Raw genomic sequence first — 19,305 nt, forward strand, 5'->3', positions numbered from 1 at the left:
CACTTGGCGGCCTATCGGGGCCGTCTGCTTTCGGCGAATTCGCTTCTCACCCAGTCGGCGAAGGCGGCGGCTGGCTCGGGGAGATCACGCAGGCTTCTGGCCACCAGCCAATAGGCGCCGGACGCGACGTCGATGTCGAACGGCTTGACCAACGTGCCGGAGGCGAGCTCTTCGCCGATCTGCAGGAGATCGCCCAGCGCCACGCCGTGTCCGAGCAGAGCGGCCTGCTTCGAAAGCGATGCATCCGCCAGCATGGGACCGCGCGCGGGCACCGCGTCGGCAGGCACACCAGCCGCCTCAAACCAGCGCGCCCAACCCTGTCGGTTTTCCTCATGCAACAGCGTATAGCGGCCAAGGTCGGCCGGCTTGTCGAGGGGAGGCCCCGCGGCAAGCAGCGCCGGCGACAGAACCGGTGAATCAACCGTCGAGGCAAGCTGCTCGGCCTCGCTGCGCGGCCACGACACAGCATGCGCACTGAAGCGTAACGCAAGTTCAGGCTGGTCGCCGCGAAACTCAATCAGCCTTGGATCGACTTCGAGCGCGACGTCGATGTCGGGCCGCAATTGGCGAAAACGGTTGAGCCGCGGCACCAGCCATACCGATGCCAGAGACGGCTCGACGCTGACGCGAACCACTGTCTGCGCGGGAGCCGCCACCAACTCGGAAAGCAGGGCGTCGATGGCGTCGAAACTCCTGACCAGCTGACTGAGCAGCCGGCGGCCCGCATCGGTCAGTTCGACCCGGCGATGGTGACGTTCGAACAGGGGCCGGCGCAGAAAGATCTCGAGCTCGCGGATCTGCCGGCTGATCGCTGCCTGCGAGACGAAAAGCTCCTCGGCCGCCCTGCTGAAACTCAGGTGCCGCCCGGCTGCTTCAAAGCTCCTCAAGGCCGTCAGCGGCAGTCGCCCACGCTTCATTCGCATAACCCAGGATTATCCGAAGTGGAAATTATACTCGTTTGAAGGCGAAGGCCAGCGGCGGTCTACTCGTCGCCAAGGAGATACGGCCATGATCCAGTTGCTGGAGATTTTTGGCGATGTGATGCGGATTGCAACGTTTCAGTGGCGTGACGAAAAAACCTGTCGAAAGCACCACGAAGAGCAGCCTAGCCCCTGCCGGTGGGCACCGCCGGCTGATCGGCAGCCACTTCGCCGCTTCCGCCCGTGAAAGCTCAGCAAGCAGGGGCGGGATTGCGTTCTCCCGATGAAGCCCACATCTATCGTCTGGAAAGACGGAGATCGCAGTGGGCGACCAGCATGGGCATGCACATACAGCCGGGCCGCCGCGGCGCGGCCGCAACTGGTCCGGCCCGTGGCGCAAGACCCCCGGCCGGGTGTTGGGCACGTCGCTGGTGCGCCTCTATCAACTGACGCTGTCCAGCTTCATCGGCAATTCCTGCCGTCATCTGCCGACCTGCTCGGAATATGCGCATGAGGCGATCGCCCGCCATGGTCTTTGGGCCGGCGGCTGGATGGGATTTTTCAGGGTTCTGCGTTGCGGACCATTCGGCACCCATGGCGTCGACCTTGTTCCGGAGGTTCTGGCGGATCGGTATGTCTGGTTCACGCCGTGGCGATATTGGCGGATCGGCAGCAACCGCGACGAGGCGCGAAGCTGACTGCCGGTCAGTTCTTCAAGGCAACCGTTTACGATCTGGTAGGGTTAACGGCAGCCTGCACAACAACTGCGAATTTGAGACAAAATCGAGACAAGAGACCTCGCTAAGCCGCTCGCCGAACCCCCTCTGGAGCGAGCATCCAATGCGCAATGTCGACCGTCTTCCCTTCATCCTTGCCGGAGTCCTGTTCCTGCTTGCCTGGCTTCTGGGATTTCCGATGCGCGCGCAATCGGCGCCGCTCGGGGATGTGCAGTGCACGTTGATCGCCGATGCACAGAGCGGCAAGACGCTTTACCAGAACGGCGTCTGCGATCAGCGGTTCAGCCCGGCCTCGACGTTCAAGGTGCCGCTGTCGCTGATCGGTTACGATGCCGGCATACTCAGCGACGAACACACGCCGAGCTGGGGCTACAAGCCTGAATTCAAGGCGGTCAAGCGGGACCACAAGACCGTCGATCCGACGATCTGGGAGCGGGACTCGGTGCTGTGGTATTCGCGCCAGATCACCCGCCGGCTTGGACCGGAGAGCTTTGCCGGCTACGTCTCGAAGTTCGCCTATGGCAATGCGGACGTTTCCGGCGATCCCGGCAAGAATGACGGCCTGACCCACTCGTGGGTGAACTCCTCGCTCAAGATCACGCCGGTCGAACAGATAGACTTCCTGCGTAAGCTCCTCGCCGGCAAGATGCCGGTCTCGGCCAAGGCTCACGACATGACGAAAGCCATCCTACCCAGCTTCAAGGCCGGCGACTGGACCGTCCAGGGCAAGACGGGCAGCACCAGGGTCGGCGAGGGCGGCAAGGACAGGCGTTCACTCGGCTGGTTCGTCGGCTGGGCGCAGAAAAACGGCCGCCAGATCGTGTTTGCCCGGCTCGTCGTCGATACGAAGCGGAGCGATATGCCGAAGGGGCTCGCGACGCGCGCGGCCTTCCTGAAGGACCTGCCGCTGCTGATTAAATAGCCGAGGCTTTACGGCGGCGGCATCTGCCCATAAAAGACTGCCGCCGCCGGACGCCTCCGGCTATCTGGCAGGCCGCAGCCTCGAACGGCTGACGACCTGCATTTCACCACCCGCGCTCGTTTGCGGGACTGGATAGGAGAATACCTGATGCTGAATGCCGTTTCCCTGACATTTCCCGATGGCTCCGTGCGCGACTACGATGCGGCGATGACCGGTGCAGGTCTTGCCGAATCGATCTCCAAGTCGCTGGCCAAGAAGGCCGTGGCCTATGCCATCGACGGTACCGTGCGCGATCTCTCCGATCCGCTCGGCAAGTCCGGCAAGATCGAGATCATCACCCGCGACGATCCGCGCGCGCTGGAACTCATCCGCCATGACGCGGCACATGTGCTGGCGGAGGCCGTGCAGGAGATATGGCCGGGAACGCAGGTGACCATCGGGCCGGTGATCGAGAACGGATTCTACTACGACTTCGCCCGCAACGAGCCGTTCACTCCGGACGACTTCCCGGTGATCGAGAAGAAGATGCGCGAGATCATTGCGCGCAACAAGCCGTTCACGAAGGAAGTCTGGTCGCGCGACAAGGCCAAAAAGGTCTTTGCCGACAAGGGCGAGCGCTACAAGCTGGAACTGATCGACGCCATTCCTGACGATCAGGATCTCAAGATCTACGCGCAAGGCGACTGGTTCGACCTTTGCCGCGGTCCGCATATGGCCTCGACCGGGCAGATCGGCAATGCCTTCAAGCTGATGAAGGTGGCGGGCGCCTATTGGCGCGGAGATTCGAACAACCCGATGCTGACGCGCATCTACGGCACGGCGTGGGCTGATCAGGCGCAGCTCGACGCCTACCAGACAATGCTGGAGGAAGCCGAAAAGCGCGACCACAGGAAGCTCGGCCGCGAGATGGATTTGTTCCATTTCCAGGAAGAGGGGCCCGGTGTCGTCTTCTGGCATGCCAAGGGCTGGAAGATGTTCCAGAACCTGGTCAACTACATGCGCCGCCGCCTCGACGAGCAGGGCTACCAGGAGGTCAACGCACCGCAGGTGCTCGACAAGAGCCTGTGGGAGACGTCGGGCCATTGGGGCTGGTATCGCGACGCCATGTTCAAGGTCACCGTTGCCGGCGACGACACCGATGACGACCGCGTGTTCGCGCTGAAGCCGATGAACTGTCCTGGCCATGTGCAGATATTCAAGCACGGGTTGAAATCCTATCGCGACCTGCCCGTGAAGCTTGCGGAATTCGGCAATGTGCATCGCTATGAGCCGTCGGGCGCGCTACACGGGCTGATGCGCGTGCGCGGTTTCACGCAGGATGACGCGCATATTTTCTGCACCGAGGAGCAACTGGCGTCGGAGTGCCTGCGTATCAACGATCTGATTCTGTCGACCTATGCCGATTTCGGCTTCGACGAAATCAGCGTGAAGCTGTCGACCCGGCCGGACAAGCGCGTCGGCACCGACGAAGCCTGGGATCACGCCGAAGCGATCATGAGCGGCGTGCTGGAGACGATCAGGACGCGATCGGGCAACCGCATCAAGACCTCGATCAATCCTGGCGAGGGCGCCTTCTACGGGCCGAAGTTCGAATATGTGCTGAAGGATGCCATCGGCCGCGAATGGCAATGCGGCACCACGCAGGTCGACTTCAACCTGCCGGAGCGTTTCGGTGCCTTCTACATCGGCTCGGATTCCGAGAAGAAACAGCCTGTCATGGTGCACCGTGCCATCTGCGGCTCGATGGAGCGCTTCCTCGGCATCCTGATCGAGAACTATTCCGGCCATTTCCCGCTGTGGTTCGCGCCGCTGCAGGTAGTGGTGGCGACGATCACTTCGGACGCCGACGGCTATGCGAACGAAGTGGTGGCGAAGCTGAAAGCCGCGGGCTTGTCCGCCGAGGCGGATCTGCGCAACGAGAAGATCAACTATAAGGTCCGTGAGCACAGCCTAGCCAAGGTTCCGGTCATCCTCGTCTGCGGCAAGCGCGAGGCGGAAGAGCAGACGGTCAACATGCGCCGCCTCGGATCGCGCGATCAGGAGTCGCTGGGTCTCGCCCAAGCGGTCGCGCAGCTGACCGAAGAAGCGATCACGCCCGATCGCCGACGCAAACCTGCGGCCTGACCCGGTAGTATTTCAAGCGGAATGGCGGTGGAGCAGTCCACCGCCATTTCCATATCGCACCGTCTTCACATCCCTCCATTTTCACATCCCTGTCACGGCAGTCTTGTAACAAGCCCTCATGCTCAAGCTGAAATTGCGTGAAAAACCGTTTCCCGAGCTTTCCTATGCTAATCCCCGACAGCCAGCGCTGACGCGGTGGGTCATCCATTCCATCGAAGGCCTGTCCGGACGCGACCGTTTTGCAGCGCTTTATGATTTTTGGCGCCGCCAGGTGGTCCCGTCCGGCGAGCGCGTGTTCAGCCGCATGCTCGAATTGATCGATGTGCGGGTGCGAACCCCCGACCAATGGCCCCCGCAGACCCTGCCTGACACGCCGCTGGTGATCGTCGCCAATCATCCCTTTGGCATCGGCGACGGGATTGCCGTGCTGTCGCTGACTGAGCAGCTTGGGCGGCCGTTCCGGGTCATGATCCACAAGGATCTGCTCAAGATCAGCGAGATGGAGCCCTATTCGCTGCCGATCGACTTTTCCGAAACCAAGGACGCGTTGAAGAACAACATGGCGGTGCGTCACGAGGCGGTGCGGCTCTTGAAGGAAGGCGTCACCATCGTGGTGTTTCCGGCCGGCGGTGTCGCCACCGCGCCGAAAGGTTTTGGCCGGGCACGCGACCTGCCATGGAAGATGTTTCCGGCGCGTCTCGTGCAGGATGCCAAGGCTTCCGTAGTGCCGATGCATTTCTCCGGCCAGAACGGCAGGCTGTTCCATCTGGTCAGCGGTCCCATGAACATGGCCGAGCGCGACGGACGCGTGGCGAAGTTCGTCGGCAAGGCATCGCTGGCGCTGCGCATTTCGCTGCTTATCCGCGAATTCGCCCGGCTTTCCGGCAAGTCGATCGACGTGCGTGTCGGCGATGTGCTGAACTGGAATGAACTGGAGCCCGTGCGCGACCGCAAGGCGCTGCTCGAGCGCCTCTATAGAGGCGTCTTCGATCTGGCGCCGCCGGTTCCTCGCCGCCGGATTCCATTCCTACCGGCACGAGCCAAGCTGGCGGCGTAGGTCCATTTCGTGGAGATCCGAAGGGAAAGCGGCTCGAGGCTTTCCGGAATTGACTAATCCGCGCCTTCTTCCGGATCCATCGCGGCGGCTTCCGTCGCGAGAACCTCGATTTCCTGGTTCTGTCCGGCCACGACAGTGAAATCCTTCTGGTAGATGCGGTCGCGGTTCTTGGCGATGATGGTGTAGTCGCCTTCGGCCAGCACCATCGAGGCGAAGGCGCCGACGGTTTCCTTGATCGGATCGCCGGATTCGTTGAGCAGCGACCACGACGTGTCGGCGATCGCTTCGCCGCCCGCTTCACGCACCAGCTTCAAGGTAATCTCGGCGGCGTGATGCTCGACGGTGGCTTCGGTCAGCTTGCCGGCCTCGACGCGGATGTCGGAGCGGATGACGGCATTGACCGCGCCATAGGTCGAGACCACGTGGTAGATGCCGGCATTGAGACGCACGACGCTGTTGGGCTCGACGTCGGGAATGATCAGCGCGCGATCGCCATTGGGTTCGGCATTGCCCTCATAGATCGAGAAGCGCAGCTTCTTTGGCGGGATGCGCGCCCCTCCCGAAAGGACGGCATCGAGCTTCAGGCCGCCGGCATCGAGCACGAGGCTCTCGCGCTTGGCGTCCTTGCCGACGGTGATGCGCTTGGTGGCACCGGCCCGGCCGTAGGAAGCGTGAACCAGATAGCTGCCGGGTTCGAGCTGGAAGACCGCCGTGCCGCCATGGGCGGAAGCCACCATCGGCAATTTGCCGTTGACGGCCTCCGGCTTGAAGACGCGCCAGACGATACCGCGAGTGATATCGCCTCCCTTGTCGGTCAATTGCGCGGACAAGGTGATGGCGCCGCCGCCACCAAGCGCCAGCGATGTCTCGCCTTTCGGCGTCGCGTAGCTCGAAATTCCGGGAAGCTTCAGGTCGCTGACGCCATCCACATTCTGCGCCACGGCAAAGGAAACCGGCGCCATGAGCAGCAGGGTGCAGACCCAGATCAGGAAAAGACGCAAAGTCCCCTCAAACATGCCTTGCGTTGAAGCCCATGGCGGTGGCAATTTCAAGGCTTAAGAGTCCGACCGATACGACTCTCCAGCCTGGCGCGCCCGCGTCGATGCCCGAGCCGCCCCGCATTCCCATGGCGCGCTTCAGCTCAAAATCGAACTTAGGAGACTTGCGCCCATGGCGTCCCCGATCATCGACTTCCTGCTGACCCGCAATTCAGCGCCGATACCGGAGTTGAAGGAGCCCGCGCCCGGCGACGCCGAGATCGCCACGATGATCGCCGCCGCCACGCGCGTGCCCGATCATGGCCGGCTCGAGCCCTGGCGCTTCATTCTTTATCGCGGCGATGCCCGCATCGAGATCGGCAGGAAGCTGGCGGCCCTTGCCGAACAGCGGGAGGGACCTTTACCGGATGGCCGCCGCAACCAGGAGCTGGCGCGCTTCTCGCGCGCGCCGCTGGTGATCGGCGTCGTGTCGGTGCCGAAGGAAAATCCAAAAATCCCGCAATGGGAGATGTTCCTGTCCGGCGGCATGGCGGCGATGAACCTGATGATTGCCGCCAACGCACTGGGCTATGGCACCAACATGATCAGCAACTGGTATTCGGACGTGCCGGAGGGCAGGGCGATCTTGGGGCTGGCGCCGCAAGAGCGCGTAATCGGCTTCGTCCATATCGGCTCCTATGGCGGCCCGGCGCCGGAGCGGCCGCGCCCCGATCCGGCAAAGCTTTATGCGGACTATGCCGGGCCCTGGGCGGGCTAAGTGTTCTACGAGCCGTCAAAGGGGCACGGACTGCCGCACGATCCGTCGAAGGCGATCGTGGCGCCGCGCCCGATCGGCTGGATCTCGACCCTGAACGGGGCCGGCGAGATCAACCTCGCGCCCTATTCCTTCTTCAATGCCGTTTCGACAAGGCCCTTCATCGTCTGGTTTTCCTCCGAGGGCGAGAAGGACAGCGCCTCCTTCGCCCAGGAGACCAGCGAGTTCGTAGCGAATCTGGTCGGCCGCGATCTCGCCGAGAAGATGAACCGGACGTCGGTCGACGCGCCGCGCGGCGTCAACGAGTTCGTTTATGCCGATCTCGCCATGGCGCCGTCGCGTCTTGTCGCGCCGCCGCGCGTGGCGGCCGCACCCGCCGCACTCGAATGCAAGGTGACCGAAGTGTTCCGGCCAAAGGCCCTGGACGGAACGCCGACCAGCGCCGTCGTCGTGGCCGGCGAAGTGATCGGCGTGCATATTGACGATGCCTACCTGAAAGACGGCCTGTTCGATATCAGCAAGGCCGGCAATGTCGCTCGCCTCGGCTACATGGATTATGCCAGCGTCAACGAAGTGTTTTCGATGCGCCGGCCGCGTTGGGGCAAGGATTAGCCCGCAAGGGGGCCCAGTCACTGTGCTTTCCTGACGGCGAGCCGTCATCACGACGCGCCCTGAGCTTGATGACGCGGCATGACGAAACCTTCTGCACACCAGGACCGTTTCGTCCAGGCGCGGGATGGGCGATAGTCCGCTGAGGGTCGGCGGTAGTCTGTTGCTGGTAAATGCCGACGGCAAATATCATGGAAGGTTGATCATGGTCTCGAGATTGATCCTCCAGACGTTCGTGTGGTTCGGCGCAATGGGCGCGCTGCTTTTCCTGACAGCGGGTACGCTGACCTGGCCGGGAGCCTGGGTATATCTGGCGGTGATGACCGGGCTGAGCCTGACCCTTGGCGTGACGCTGGCCCGGCGCGATCCCGGGCTGATGAACGAACGGCTGAGCTCTCCCATCCAGAAGGACCAGACCGCGGCCGACAAGGTTCTGTTGAGCATACTCCTGCTCGGCATATTTGCCTGGCTGGCCTTCATGGGTTTCGACTACCGCTTCGGCTGGTCCGTCGTTCCGGTCTGGGTACAGGCGATCGGTGCGCTGGTTCTGCTGGTCGGACTATGGATCAGCTATCTGACGATGCTGGAGAATAGCTTCGCGGCGCCCGTCGTGAAGATCCAGGCGGAGCGCGGACAGCAAGTGATCACAACGGGTCCCTATAGCTATGTGCGCCATCCCATGTATGCCGGCGCCATCCTCTTCTTTGCCGGCACGGCTCTCCTGCTCGGCTCCTGGTGGGGGCTGGCACTGGTCGTCGTGTTCATCGTTCTCTTGGCCATCCGCACATTCATCGAGGAAAAAACGCTTCGCACCGGTCTGCGCGGCTATGACGACTATGCGGCCCATGTCCGCTACCGCCTGATCCCGTTGGTCTGGTAGCGGTCAGGCGGAGATTCCGGCTGCCCGGGCGCGTGCCAGAAGCCGCTCGGCCAGCCGCAGATGCGGCCGGTCATACATCTTGCCGTCGATGCCGACGACGCCGGGATTTCCCGCCGCCTGGAATGCCGCGACAATTGCCGCCGACTGTTGCACCGCTTCCACCGAGGGCGTGAAGGCGGCGTTTATGACCGGCACCTGATCAGGGTGGATCGCCATCTTGCCGGTGAAGCCGTCACGTTCGGCCTCCCTGCATTCGGCCTCGAAGGCCGCCATATCGCGGAAATTCGGGAAGACGGTGTCGATCGCCGCGACTTCCGCCGCGCCGGCGGCGAGAATGGTCATGGCGCGAGCGAAGCGGAATATTTCGGTGTAACGGCCATGTTGGTCGCGGGTGGTGCGCGCTCCGATCGCCGCCGACAGGTCTTCCGCGCCCCAGGTCAGCCCGGCAAGTCGCGCGCTTGCCCCGGCGTAGCTCGCCGCCGCCAGCACGGCCGCCGGTGTTTCGGTAATGATCGGCAGGATTTTTGTCGCGCCGTCGGCCAAGCCGTTCTCCGCTTCGCGCAGCCTGAGCTTTGCCGAGAGGTGCTGGACATCCTGGCCGCCAGCCGATTTGGGCAGCATGACGCCGTCGGGTTTTGCCGGGATAAGCGCCGCAAGATCGTCGTCCGTCAATCCCGTCGAAAGGTCGTTGACCCTGACGTAGATTGCCGACCTTGTTTTCGCCCTGTGGCTGGCGATGAAGCGCGCCGCGGTCATTCGCGCCGATGCCTTGTTTTGGGGCGCCACCGAATCCTCGAGGTCGACAATGACCACGTCTGCGCCGGCGCCAAAGCCCTTCTCCAGCTTCCTCTCGGAATCGCCGGGAACGAACAGCAGCGAACGCATCAGGCTACCTTCTTCAGCATCATGGCCTGTCTCGTGCATTTGGCGACGAGGTCGCCGTTCTGGTTATAGGCCCGATGTTCGAACTCGACGATGCCGCGATCGGGCTTCGACCTGGATTCGCGCACCGAGACGACAGTGGTCTCGACGCGGATGGTGTCGCCATGGAAGACCGGATGCGGAAACACCGTTTCCTTCATGCCGAGATTGGCGACCGTCGTACCAACGGTGATGTCGTTAACCGAAATGCCGATCATCAGGCCGAGCGTGAACAGCGAGTTGACCAGCGGCTTGCCCCATTCGCTCCTGGCGGCGAAATCGAAGTCGATATGCAGCGGCTGCGGGTTCAGCGTCATCACCGAGAACAGCATGTTGTCGCTTTCGGTGACAGTCTTGCGCAGCGTGTGCTGGAAGACATGGCCGACGACGAACTCCTCGAGATAAAGCCCAGCCATTTCATTCTCCTCCGCTGCTGGACGGTTGATAGGCGCTGCATCCAGCGCTCGCAAGCCAGTTAACGAACATGGTGAACGCTTCATAAACCAATTCGGCCTAACGTCCGGCACGGGGTCGGAAACCTTCCGGCAAGGGGCGTAAGCAGGCGGTATGGTTGTTGTCTCGCATTTCCTGAAATGGATCTACACGGCCAGGGTGTCGGAGCGCGCCGCGGCGGCAAGCGCGCTCGCCCGCGCCTATGTCGACGCGGAATTGCCGTTCGAGGATCGCTGCGCCGCCGAGGCGGCGCTGACCTTGCTGCTCGACGACGCATCGTCGAAGGTACGGCTGGCGATGGCCGAGGCGCTGTCCATGAGCCATCACGCACCGCCCCAGATCATCAGCGCGCTTGCTTCCGACCAGCCGGAAGTCGCCGGCGTCGTGCTGACGCGATCGCCACTGCTTACCGACGCAGACCTGATCGATCGCGTGGCTTCAGGTCCGAAGGCGACGCAAAAACTGATCGCCGATCGGCCATTGGTCTCGATGGCGCTGTCGGCGGCTATCGCAGAGATCGGCGAGGCGGAGGCCTGCGCCGTGCTTTTGGCCAACAGCGGGGCCGATGTCGCTTCGTTGAGTTTTCGCCGCATGGCCGAGCGCCACGGCCATCTGCCGCTGGTGCGCGAGGCGCTTATATCGGATTCACGCCTGCCCGCCGACTGCCGGCACATGCTGCTCGTCAAGCTCGGTGAGATGCTCAAGACCTCGCCGCTGGTCATGGCCTTGATGGGAGCCGCCCGGGCCGACCGCGTCATGCGCGACGCCTGCGTTAAGGCCTGCGTGACGCTGATCGAGAGCACGCGCCAGGAAGAGCATGCAGCACTGATCGAGCATCTCAGGCTGCGCGGCGATCTCACCGCGAGCTTCCTCATCCGCACCATCGCGCATGGCAAGGTCGACTTCTTCGGCTCGGCGCTGGTCGCGCTCAGCCAGCAGTCCGCCCAAAGAGTGAGGGCGCTGCTGGCCGGCGGACACGACGTGGCCTTGCAGGCGCTGTTCCGCAGTGCCGGCCTGGCTGCCGCCACGCACGCGGTCATCTTGCGCGCGCTGAAAATCTGGCGAGAGGTCGCCAACGGCAAGCGCGTCGCCGGCGTGCAGGAAGTCAGCTGGCTGATGCTGAAGGAATTGGGCGGACAGTCCGCGGAAGGCGATCTCGCCGCGCTGATCAAGTCGATCCATCTCGCTGCGTTGCGTGAAAATGCGCGCGGCCATGCGCTGGCGATCGCAGCCGCTTAGCCCCTTTGGGCGGGCTTGATGCCATTGCGTTGTCGGCGCAAAAGAATGGTATTATGTTTCGCGCATGAGCCACTCGTCCTCAAAGCATCTTCCGGTGCCGATCGAGATCAGGCCGCTGATCGATGAAATCAGGATCCGCATGAATCCCGATTCTATTTGGCTGTTTGGAAGCCGAGCACGCGGCGACAATCGACCTGACAGCGACTGGGATATCCTCGTGGCTTTGCCAGATGATGCCAGACCAGAACTTCTCGACCCACTCATTGGCTGGACCATTCAGCACGAAATCGGAATTCCGGCGACAATCCTTTCCACGACATCGGGCGCTTTGGCTGCAAGTTGGGATTCGCGAAATACGATCGCGTATGACATCGCTCGGGACGGACGTCGATTAGATGTCTGATCAGTGGACTATCGCCAGCGCGCTTCGGTTGGCGAACGGCTGTATGAGTGATGCGCGTATTCTGGTCGCAACAGGGTCTCGCAACGCCGCTTATCTCAGCCAACAGGCCGTTGAGCAGATCATCAGGGCGCTGGCGACGTCGGAGGCCATTCACATCGAACGTCATGATGCACACCAACTCGACAAGATTCTAAGACGCTTTCCGGACGACCACGCCGAGAAAACGGCGTTGGGATCACTCGTTTGGCTGGAGGCTTATGCCACCACTTTCAGATATACATTGCCTTCGGGCCAGATACCTCGTGCGCCTGACAGGGAAAAACTTCAGAAAGCCATCGACGATATCGCAGCCCTTATCTCGCGGGCCGCGGGGCACTTCAAAGTCGATCTTGCCGATGATGCAAAGCCCGCCCAAGCAGTGACGCCCATGCGCAGGTCCAAACCGCGTTGAGGTTCGCCTAAGCTCTGCCCCTGGAAAAAAAATCCGGAAAATCCTCCATCGCCGCCGCGATAATCCGTAGTGACGCCGCGATCTGGAGCATTTCACCAGTGGCGTTTCGCTGGGCGATGCCGGCGGCATACTGCCGGGCGACGGCAATGGTGGATGTCTGCGGATCGCCCGGGGCGCGGAAGAGCAGTTCGCGTGCCAGTCCACGCAGGAAGTTGGCGATCGAAAGCGTCGTCTCGGCCGGAACGGCGTGCGCCTGCTGTGCGCCACGCAGCCGCAGGACCTCCAGACCGACGGTGACGGCGGCGACACTGCCGCCCAGAACCGCTTCACCCTTCCTGCCGCTGGTCTGCACCAGCGGCATCAATTGGTTGATGCGGTCATAGGCGAGGCTCTCGAAGGCCGAACGCCTCGGCACGCGCTCGTGCAGGCAAAGCCGCGCCAGATCCTCGCGCATGGCCCGCACGATGCGGTGCGCCGCGAGCCATGGGTCGGCGGGCAGCACGATGATGAAGACGCCGATTGCCAAAAGGATGCCGACCAGGATCGAGGCCGAGCCGGCGAAGAACGGGCCCGGGTCGTAGGTCATCGCCTGGTGCGGGCTGAGGAAAGCAAGAAAATTGATGGCGAAGGCCGTCGCCACGCCGACATAGCGGGGATTGGCCATGGCGAGCGCCGCCGGCACCAGGATCGGTACGACGAACAGCATGAACCAGCCGAAACCAGGAAAAACGGGAAGCGCGATCTGGCCGACGAGAAAGGCAAAGGGCAGAGCCAACAGCGTTCCCTGGAAGAACCCCCAGGCTACCCGCACCGGATCGGGGCGGGCGGCAAACAAGCTCGACACGACGGCAACCAGAATGACCGTGCCGGCGGCTTCCGACCATCTCGTCGTCAGCCAGAAAGCGGCGACCAGCAGCGTTGCAAGCGCGGCGCGGACCGCGTTGCGGCTCGCCCCGTGATAATCGCGATGTACCACCAGCGCCGGGGGCCTGCGTTCGCGTGAAGGCCGCGCGACGGGCGCACGCAAGGCATCGAGGCCGCGCAGCGCCTGTTTCAGCGCTTCGGCAAAATCGGCGGCGATGGTGAGCCGGGTGACGGTGCCGACCCTGTCGTCGTCCTGGTCAGCCAAGGCCTCGGGCATTTGCGTCGCTTTGGCGCCGATCGCGTCGAGCCGTGCCAGCCAGGGCGCCGTGTCGTCGAGCGCGCCCGGCGTCGCCGCCATTTCAGTGACGAGGGCTTGCAGCTCCGAGCGCACCGGAATGAGCGCCGCGTTCTTCGGTGCGGCGTGTGAATGCAGCGCGCGGGCCGCGGACAGGGCTGAAAGCAGTTGTCCGATGGTGCGCCGGACCGGATGGGCGCGCGGCGCGAAGCTCGGGGCCTCCAGCCTGGCATAGGCGCGCATCTCGGCGAGCGTCTGGGTGTCAGCGACCAGCTTCCGGTGCAGGCCGGAAAGCATTGCCGTGTCGCCACCGGAAAAGGCGCCGCCGGCATAGGTGGCAAGGTCGAGAATGCTGCGCTTCAGCCGCGAGATGATGGCCTCGCTGGCCAATTTGGGCAGGATCAGCCGACTGGTCAGGCCGGCGCAGACAATGCCGAGTACGATCTCGGCACAGCGCGCGACCGCGAGGTCGACGACGAGATGCGGCTGGCCAAACGCCGGCAAGCCGATGATCATCGCGGTGTAGCCGGCCAGCGCCGCTCCGTAAGCTTCCGGGTTGCGCAGCAGCGACGACACGAAGGTGCAAATGCCGATCCATAGGGCAAGCACCGTCACCAGCACCCAGGGATTCGTGCCGAAGACAGTGGTGATGGCAATTGCGGCAGCACCGCCCGCCAGCGTGCCGAGCAACCGATAAAAGCCTTTCGCCAACACCATGCCGGCGACCGGCTGGGCAACGATGAACACCGTCATCATCGCCCATTGCGGGTGATCGAGCTTGAGGGCGTAGGCGGCCATAAGCGCGATCAGGCCGGCCGAGACCGTGCGCAAGGCGAAGATCCAGTCCGACCGGGTCGGCTGTGTCAGCCCGGCAAGAGCCGCTTCGAAATAGTCTTTCAGCCGTTGCCAGCTCACACGCGCGTCTCCGCAAGCCTTGATCGACCGGCCTGCGCTCAGATATCCAGCACTTCCGTTTCCGCGAATTCGGCGCGTTCCTGGATGAACCGGAAACGAGCCTCCGGCTTGGTGCCCATCAGCGCATCGATCGCGTCCTTGGTGGCGGCCTCGGCATCGATCACATCGACCCGGAGCAGCGTACGCTTCCTCGGGTCCATTGTGGTCTCCTTGAGCTGCGCGGCCATCATTTCGCCCAGGCCCTTGAAGCGACCGATCTCGACCTTGCCGCGCCCGGTGAACTCGGTGCGCAGCAATTCGTCCTTGTGCGCGTCGTCACGCGCATAAGCGACCTTGCCGCCCTGCCGGATCGAGTAGAGCGGCGGCACCGCCAGATAGAGATGTCCGCCGCGAACCAGGTTCGGCATCTCCTGGTAGAAGAAGGTGATCAGCAGCGAGGCGATGTGAGCGCCGTCGACGTCGGCGTCGGTCATGATGATGACGCGGTCGTAGCGAAGATCCTCGTCGCGGTATTTCGACCGCGTGCCGCAACCAAGCGCCTGGATCAGATCGGAAATCTGCTGGTTGGCGGCCAGCTTGTCGTTGCCGGCGCTGGCGACGTTGAGAATCTTGCCGCGCAGCGGCAGCACCGCCTGGCTGGCGCGGTCGCGCGCCTGCTTGGCAGAGCCGCCGGCCGAATCGCCTTCGACGATGAAGAGTTCGGCGCCGGCGGCCGCATTCTGCGTGCAATCGGCAAGCTTGCCCGGCAGGCGCAGCTTGCGCACCGCACTCTTGCGCGACACTTCCTTTTCCTGGCGGCGTCGTACCCGCTCGTCGGCGCGTGCGATAACCCATTCGAGCAGCTTCGACGCTTCCTGCGGATTGTCGGCCAGCCAATGGTCGAACGGGTCGCGGATCGCCGTCTCGACTATGCGGATCGCCTCGATCGTCGCCAGCCTGTCCTTGGTCTGGCCGACGAATTCAGGCTCGCGGATGAACACCGACAGCATGCCCGCCGCCGAGATCATGACATCCTCCGACGTGACGATCGAGGCGCGCTTGTTGCCGACGAGGTCGGCATAGGCGCGCAGGCCGCGCGTCAAGACGTTGCGGAAGCCGGCCTCGTGGGTGCCACCTTCGCCGGTCGGGATGGTGTTGCAGTAGGAGTTGATGAAGCCGTCGCCGCCGAACCAGGTCACTGCCCATTCCAGCGAGCCATGGCCGCCTTGCCTGTCGCTCTTGCCGGCGAAGATTTCGCGCGTCACCTGGAATTCGTCGCCAAGCGACGCTTTCAGATAGTCCTTGAGGCCGCCGGGAAAATGGAATTCGGCCTTGGCCGGAGTGGTGTCCTTTTCCTTGATCAGGGAGGGATCGCAGGTCCAGCGGATTTCGACGCCGCCGAACAGATAGGCTTTCGAGCGCGTCATGCGGTAGAGCCGCGCCGGTTCGAACGCGGCGCCCTTGCCGAAGATCTGCTCGTCGGGGTGGAAACGGGTCCTGGTGCCGCGCCGGTTGTGAACTTCGCCAAGATGCTCGAGGCCGCTGACCGGAATGCCGCGCGAGAAGCGCTGCCGGTAAAGTTGCCGTCCGCGCGCGACTTCGACTTCGAGATGATCCGACAGCGCATTGACCACGGAGACGCCGACGCCGTGCAGGCCGCCCGAGGTTTCATAGACCTTGCTATCGAACTTACCGCCCGAATGCAGCGTCGTCATGATCACTTCGAGCGCCGGCTTCTTGAACTTCGGATGCGGATCGACGGGAATGCCGCGGCCATTGTCGGTGACGGTGAGAAAGCCGTCAGCCGAAAGCTCGACATCGATGAATGTGGCATGGCCGGCAACCGCCTCGTCCATCGAGTTGTCGATGACCTCGGCGAACAGATGGTGCATGGCCTTGTCGTCGGTGCCGCCAATATACATGCCCGGACGGCGCCGCACCGGCTCCAGGCCTTCGAGTACCTCGATATCGGCGGCGCTGTAGCCCTCTGAGCCGTCACGAGACGCCGCCGCCGGACGCTTGGCTGCCGCCTGCACCAGCGGATCGGCCGGACGCGCCGGTGTGCGAACCGGTTGCGGCTGCTTCTCCAGATTGCCGAAAAGATCGTTGTTGTCGTCCATGCCTGCCATAGAGCCCAAGCTGCGAATCACCCGCCGATACTGCCACGCTTTTCAGCGCCAAGCGACGGAGGTTCCTGTTACGTTCGGGGATTAACCCCCTCTTATCCTAAAACCATTCGATAACCAAGCCGGCGGAAATCAGGCGGATAGCCAGCGAGAAGATTCCTGATTCTTTAACAATGCCGCCTAGCGTGAGCCAACATAACAAGAAACTACGGGCATCAGGGGTTTGGGCGTGAGGGGCAAGGCCATAACGATGATCGGCATCGCCGCCGTTTTCGGCGCGATCTCGATCTTTGCCGCGGATTTCTGGGTCAAGCGCCAGGCCAGGGCCGACGCCGAGGAGAAAACCGCGTCGATCGCGGCGCCCGCCGCGCCGACGGTCGAATTCAAGACCATCGTGGTGGCGAATGCACCGTTGCGGTACGGCATGGATCTCGACCGCGCGAAACTCAGCGAAATTCCGTGGCCGCAGGATTCGCTGCCGCAGGGCGCCTTCGCCACCATCGATGGACTGCTCGGGGACGGCAACCGCGTGGTGCTGTCGCCGATCGAGGTCAACGAACCGGTGCTGCTTACAAAGCTGTCCGGCCCGAATGGCCGCGCCACGCTCTCCAACATGCTGACGCCCGGCATGCGGGCCGTCACCATCCGCACCGACGAGATCGCGGGCGTCGGCGGCTTCGTCACGCCGGGCGACCGGGTCGATGTCGTGCTGACGCGCGATGCCGGCGAAATCCAGGAAGTGGCCAAGAATGCGCAAGGCGCCGCCGGTTCGACCATCACCTCAGAGATCGTCGTTGCCGACGCGAAGGTGCTGAGCGTCGGGCAGGGCGCCGACGAGCGCCAAACGACGCCGCAGGTGGCCAATTCCATAACCATCGAGGTGACCACCGAAGGCGCGCAGAAAGTGGCGCTGGCCCGCACTGTCGGCACGCTGTCGCTGTCGCTTCGCTCCGCCAGCGAGGGCGGCGAGGGCAAGGACGGTGTCACCACCATCTCCTCCTTTGGCGGATCGGTGGCGGGCAAGGCGCAGGCCGCGGCCGGCTCGCTGTTCGACGCCATGGCAAAGGAGCCTGAGAAGCCGAAATTCAAGACGGTCATCGTGACGCGTGGAACGACGGCCGAGGAATATCAGGTTCCTGCGCGGGACCAGAAATAGGAATATCAGGTTCCTGAGTGGAACCAGAGCAGGACCGGTGGGGACCGGACGGGACGGGAACAATGTTCAGGCAACTTCAATATCGAACGACAGGCCGGTTGCACGTCGCGCAGGCGATGGCGATGGCGGTGACGATGGCGGCGGCCGGCATCTTCGCCGGCCCGGCCAGGGCGGACAACGACATCGTCTATGTCTCGGCGACCAAGAACGCCTCGATCAAGGTCGCCAAGGGCAAGCCAAAGACGATCATGACGAGCGCGGCTTTCTACCAGATCGTCATCGGCGATCCGGAGATCGCCAACGTCAACCCGTTGACCGACAAATCCTTCTATGTGCTGGGCAACAATCTCGGCACCACTGGCATTGCGCTGTTCGACGAGAACAAGCAGCTCGTCGGCACCGTAGACATCGAAGTGACGCTCGATACCGACCAGTTGGCCGACACCATCCGCGCCAGCGTGCCGGACGCCAAGATCAAGGTCGGCTCCGCCAATGGGCGTGTCGTGCTGTCGGGCGAGGCGGATGACGCGGTCGCCGCCGAAAAGGCAAACAAGATCGCTACCCGCTTCTCCGGCAATGAGGAGGTGATCAATTCGGTCAACATCTCGTCCTCACAGCAGGTCCAGCTCAATGTTCGCTTCGTCGAGATCAACCGCCAGGCGGGGCAGGATCTCGGCGCCAAATACAGTGCCAATTTCGCTTATGGCATGGGCGGACGCGACGTTACGATTGCTCCCGGCACCATTGAGCCGGCGGGGACCGGCGAGATCATCGGCAAGCTGCTGTCGAACGGCGTTTCCATCGACATCGCCATCAAGGCACTGGAAGAGCGCGGCCTGGCTCGTCGGCTGGCCGAGCCGAACCTGATCGCCCGGTCCGGCGAGACGGCGAGCTTCCTGGCCGGCGGCGAGTTTCCGATCCCGGTTTCCGAAGACAACGGCAAGATTTCCGTCAGCTACAAGAAGTACGGCGTCAGCCTGGATTTCACGCCCACCGTTCTGAAGGACGGGCTGGTCAGCCTCGATATCGCGCCGGAAGTCTCCTCGATCGACGCGTCGGCTTCCTACAATATCGGCAGCATCTCGGTGCCCGGCTTCATCGTGCGCCGCGCCAGGACGTCGGTCGACCTGAAGAACGGCCAGAGCTTCATGATCGCGGGGCTGCTGCAGTCGCAGAACGACATCACCACCTCGCGCATACCGGGCCTCGGCAAGATGCCTGTGCTCGGGGCCCTGTTCTCGTCGAAATCCTACCAGCGGCGCGAGACGGACCTGGTGATCATCGTCACGCCTTACCTGGTCAAGCCGGTGGATCCATCGAAGAAAATGGCCGAGCCGACCGATGGCACGCAGCCTGCCAGCAATGTCGACTATTTTCTCAACAACACCGAGGAGGTGAGGGCGTCGGATACCAATCGCGCGCTGGCGCTGGCTGACGGCAGCGCCGCGCGTGCCGCTCCCGCCACCAAAGTCGGGCATTTCCTCGACCTGCCGAAGGACTGA

19 protein-coding genes are annotated in these 19,305 nt (G+C 63.2%); 13 read left to right on the forward strand and 6 right to left on the reverse strand.

Annotated features, from left to right (window positions below):
• Positions 1-11 precede the first annotated feature (11 nt).
• Complete coding sequence (locus FJ972_RS16580; RefSeq protein WP_140521003.1) at positions 12-917, reverse strand: LysR substrate-binding domain-containing protein; 906 nt, start codon at positions 915-917, stop codon at positions 12-14.
• 91 nt (positions 918-1,008) lie between these two features.
• On the opposite strand from FJ972_RS16580, the gene FJ972_RS16585 reads away from it, so the two are divergent.
• The 5 genes from FJ972_RS16585 (at position 1,009) to FJ972_RS16605 (ending at position 5,760) form a co-directional block, all read left to right on the forward strand.
• On the forward strand, positions 1,009-1,167 hold the full coding sequence (locus tag FJ972_RS16585) for a hypothetical protein (protein ID WP_140521002.1): 159 nt from the start codon (positions 1,009-1,011) through the stop codon (positions 1,165-1,167).
• Between the two features lie 76 nt (positions 1,168-1,243).
• The gene (gene yidD, locus FJ972_RS16590; protein WP_140521001.1) at positions 1,244-1,618 is read left to right on the forward strand and encodes a membrane protein insertion efficiency factor YidD; all 375 of its coding nucleotides are present in this window, start codon (positions 1,244-1,246) and stop codon (positions 1,616-1,618) included.
• Between the two features lie 142 nt (positions 1,619-1,760).
• A complete protein-coding gene (gene blaOXA / locus FJ972_RS16595; protein ID WP_140521000.1) occupies positions 1,761-2,579 on the forward strand; it encodes a class D beta-lactamase in 819 nt (272 codons plus the stop codon).
• A 147-nt stretch (positions 2,580-2,726) separates the two neighbouring features.
• Positions 2,727-4,703, forward strand: a complete 1,977-nt coding sequence (thrS, locus tag FJ972_RS16600; RefSeq protein ID WP_140520999.1) for a threonine--tRNA ligase — start codon at positions 2,727-2,729, stop codon at positions 4,701-4,703.
• A 118-nt stretch (positions 4,704-4,821) separates the two neighbouring features.
• Complete coding sequence (locus tag FJ972_RS16605) at positions 4,822-5,760, forward strand: lysophospholipid acyltransferase family protein (RefSeq protein WP_140520998.1); 939 nt, start codon at positions 4,822-4,824, stop codon at positions 5,758-5,760.
• Between the two features lie 53 nt (positions 5,761-5,813).
• Here FJ972_RS16605 and FJ972_RS16610 read toward each other — a convergent pair whose 3' ends face one another.
• Positions 5,814-6,776, reverse strand: coding sequence for a hypothetical protein (locus FJ972_RS16610; protein ID WP_140495833.1), 963 nt, complete (start codon positions 6,774-6,776; stop codon positions 5,814-5,816).
• Positions 6,777-6,930: 154 nt separating this feature from the next.
• On the opposite strand from FJ972_RS16610, the gene FJ972_RS16615 reads away from it, so the two are divergent.
• From FJ972_RS16615 to FJ972_RS16625, 3 genes are all read left to right on the forward strand, one after another.
• Positions 6,931-7,515: a nitroreductase gene (locus FJ972_RS16615; protein ID WP_140520997.1), complete on the forward strand. Its 585-nt coding sequence runs from the start codon at positions 6,931-6,933 to the stop codon at positions 7,513-7,515.
• Complete coding sequence (locus FJ972_RS16620; protein WP_140520996.1) at positions 7,516-8,124, forward strand: flavin reductase family protein; 609 nt, start codon at positions 7,516-7,518, stop codon at positions 8,122-8,124.
• Between the two features lie 202 nt (positions 8,125-8,326).
• Entirely contained in the window at positions 8,327-9,001 is a 675-nt protein-coding gene (locus FJ972_RS16625; RefSeq protein ID WP_140495836.1) for a methyltransferase family protein, read from the forward strand.
• A 3-nt stretch (positions 9,002-9,004) separates the two neighbouring features.
• On the opposite strand, the gene FJ972_RS16630 is transcribed toward FJ972_RS16625, so the two are convergent.
• Together FJ972_RS16630 and FJ972_RS16635 are read right to left on the reverse strand one after the other, a co-directional pair.
• Complete coding sequence (locus FJ972_RS16630; protein WP_140495837.1) at positions 9,005-9,886, reverse strand: HpcH/HpaI aldolase/citrate lyase family protein; 882 nt, start codon at positions 9,884-9,886, stop codon at positions 9,005-9,007.
• Entirely contained in the window at positions 9,886-10,338 is a 453-nt protein-coding gene (locus FJ972_RS16635) for a MaoC family dehydratase (protein ID WP_140495838.1), read from the reverse strand. The genes FJ972_RS16630 and FJ972_RS16635 overlap by 1 nt, the downstream gene beginning before the upstream one ends.
• A 151-nt stretch (positions 10,339-10,489) precedes the next feature.
• Here FJ972_RS16635 and FJ972_RS16640 point away from each other — a divergent pair, with 151 nt between their 5' ends.
• The 3 genes from FJ972_RS16640 to FJ972_RS16650 all read left to right on the forward strand — a co-directional run bounded on the left by FJ972_RS16640 (position 10,490) and on the right by FJ972_RS16650 (position 12,468).
• The gene (locus tag FJ972_RS16640; RefSeq protein ID WP_140520995.1) at positions 10,490-11,614 is read left to right on the forward strand and encodes a DUF2336 domain-containing protein; all 1,125 of its coding nucleotides are present in this window, start codon (positions 10,490-10,492) and stop codon (positions 11,612-11,614) included.
• Between the two features lie 94 nt (positions 11,615-11,708).
• A complete protein-coding gene (locus tag FJ972_RS16645) occupies positions 11,709-12,017 on the forward strand; it encodes a nucleotidyltransferase family protein (RefSeq protein ID WP_224646996.1) in 309 nt (102 codons plus the stop codon).
• Positions 12,010-12,468 (forward strand): HEPN domain-containing protein, encoded by a 459-nt coding sequence (locus tag FJ972_RS16650; protein ID WP_140495841.1) that lies wholly within the window; start codon positions 12,010-12,012, stop codon positions 12,466-12,468. Before FJ972_RS16645 ends, FJ972_RS16650 begins: the two co-directional genes overlap by 8 nt.
• Positions 12,469-12,475: 7 nt before the next feature.
• On the opposite strand, the gene FJ972_RS16655 is transcribed toward FJ972_RS16650, so the two are convergent.
• Together FJ972_RS16655 and parE are read right to left on the reverse strand one after the other, a co-directional pair.
• Positions 12,476-14,542: an FUSC family protein gene (locus tag FJ972_RS16655; protein ID WP_140520994.1), complete on the reverse strand. Its 2,067-nt coding sequence runs from the start codon at positions 14,540-14,542 to the stop codon at positions 12,476-12,478.
• Between the two features lie 38 nt (positions 14,543-14,580).
• The gene (gene parE / locus FJ972_RS16660; RefSeq protein WP_140517037.1) at positions 14,581-16,641 is read right to left on the reverse strand and encodes a DNA topoisomerase IV subunit B; all 2,061 of its coding nucleotides are present in this window, start codon (positions 16,639-16,641) and stop codon (positions 14,581-14,583) included.
• A gap of 235 nt (positions 16,642-16,876) precedes the next feature.
• On the opposite strand from parE, the gene cpaB reads away from it, so the two are divergent.
• Positions 16,877-17,803 (forward strand): Flp pilus assembly protein CpaB, encoded by a 927-nt coding sequence (gene cpaB / locus FJ972_RS16665; RefSeq protein WP_246671066.1) that lies wholly within the window; start codon positions 16,877-16,879, stop codon positions 17,801-17,803.
• A gap of 62 nt (positions 17,804-17,865) precedes the next feature.
• Positions 17,866-19,305, forward strand: a complete 1,440-nt coding sequence (locus FJ972_RS16670; protein ID WP_140520993.1) for a type II and III secretion system protein family protein — start codon at positions 17,866-17,868, stop codon at positions 19,303-19,305.

The sequence above is a fragment of the Mesorhizobium sp. B2-1-1 genome, assembly GCF_006442975.2.
Taxonomy (GTDB): domain Bacteria; phylum Pseudomonadota; class Alphaproteobacteria; order Rhizobiales; family Rhizobiaceae; genus Mesorhizobium.

Excerpts from the sequence above, each read along its gene's own strand:
- blaOXA (WP_140521000.1), top strand. The coding sequence starts at position 1,761 with ATGCGCAATGTCGACCGTCTTCCCTTCATCCTTGCCGGAGTCCTGTTC.
- FJ972_RS16635 (WP_140495838.1), bottom strand. The coding sequence starts at position 10,338 with ATGGCTGGGCTTTATCTCGAGGAGTTCGTCGTCGGCCATGTCTTCCAG.
- FJ972_RS16650 (WP_140495841.1), top strand. The coding sequence starts at position 12,010 with ATGTCTGATCAGTGGACTATCGCCAGCGCGCTTCGGTTGGCGAACGGC.
- FJ972_RS16605 (WP_140520998.1), top strand. The coding sequence starts at position 4,822 with ATGCTCAAGCTGAAATTGCGTGAAAAACCGTTTCCCGAGCTTTCCTAT.
- FJ972_RS16585 (WP_140521002.1), top strand. The coding sequence starts at position 1,009 with ATGATCCAGTTGCTGGAGATTTTTGGCGATGTGATGCGGATTGCAACG.
- FJ972_RS16670 (WP_140520993.1), top strand. The coding sequence starts at position 17,866 with ATGTTCAGGCAACTTCAATATCGAACGACAGGCCGGTTGCACGTCGCG.
- FJ972_RS16610 (WP_140495833.1), bottom strand. The coding sequence starts at position 6,776 with ATGTTTGAGGGGACTTTGCGTCTTTTCCTGATCTGGGTCTGCACCCTG.
- FJ972_RS16640 (WP_140520995.1), top strand. The coding sequence starts at position 10,490 with ATGGTTGTTGTCTCGCATTTCCTGAAATGGATCTACACGGCCAGGGTG.
- FJ972_RS16615 (WP_140520997.1), top strand. The coding sequence starts at position 6,931 with ATGGCGTCCCCGATCATCGACTTCCTGCTGACCCGCAATTCAGCGCCG.
- FJ972_RS16625 (WP_140495836.1), top strand. The coding sequence starts at position 8,327 with ATGGTCTCGAGATTGATCCTCCAGACGTTCGTGTGGTTCGGCGCAATG.
- FJ972_RS16580 (WP_140521003.1), bottom strand. The coding sequence starts at position 917 with ATGAAGCGTGGGCGACTGCCGCTGACGGCCTTGAGGAGCTTTGAAGCA.
- thrS (WP_140520999.1), top strand. The coding sequence starts at position 2,727 with ATGCTGAATGCCGTTTCCCTGACATTTCCCGATGGCTCCGTGCGCGAC.
- FJ972_RS16630 (WP_140495837.1), bottom strand. The coding sequence starts at position 9,886 with ATGCGTTCGCTGCTGTTCGTTCCCGGCGATTCCGAGAGGAAGCTGGAG.
- parE (WP_140517037.1), bottom strand. The coding sequence starts at position 16,641 with ATGGACGACAACAACGATCTTTTCGGCAATCTGGAGAAGCAGCCGCAA.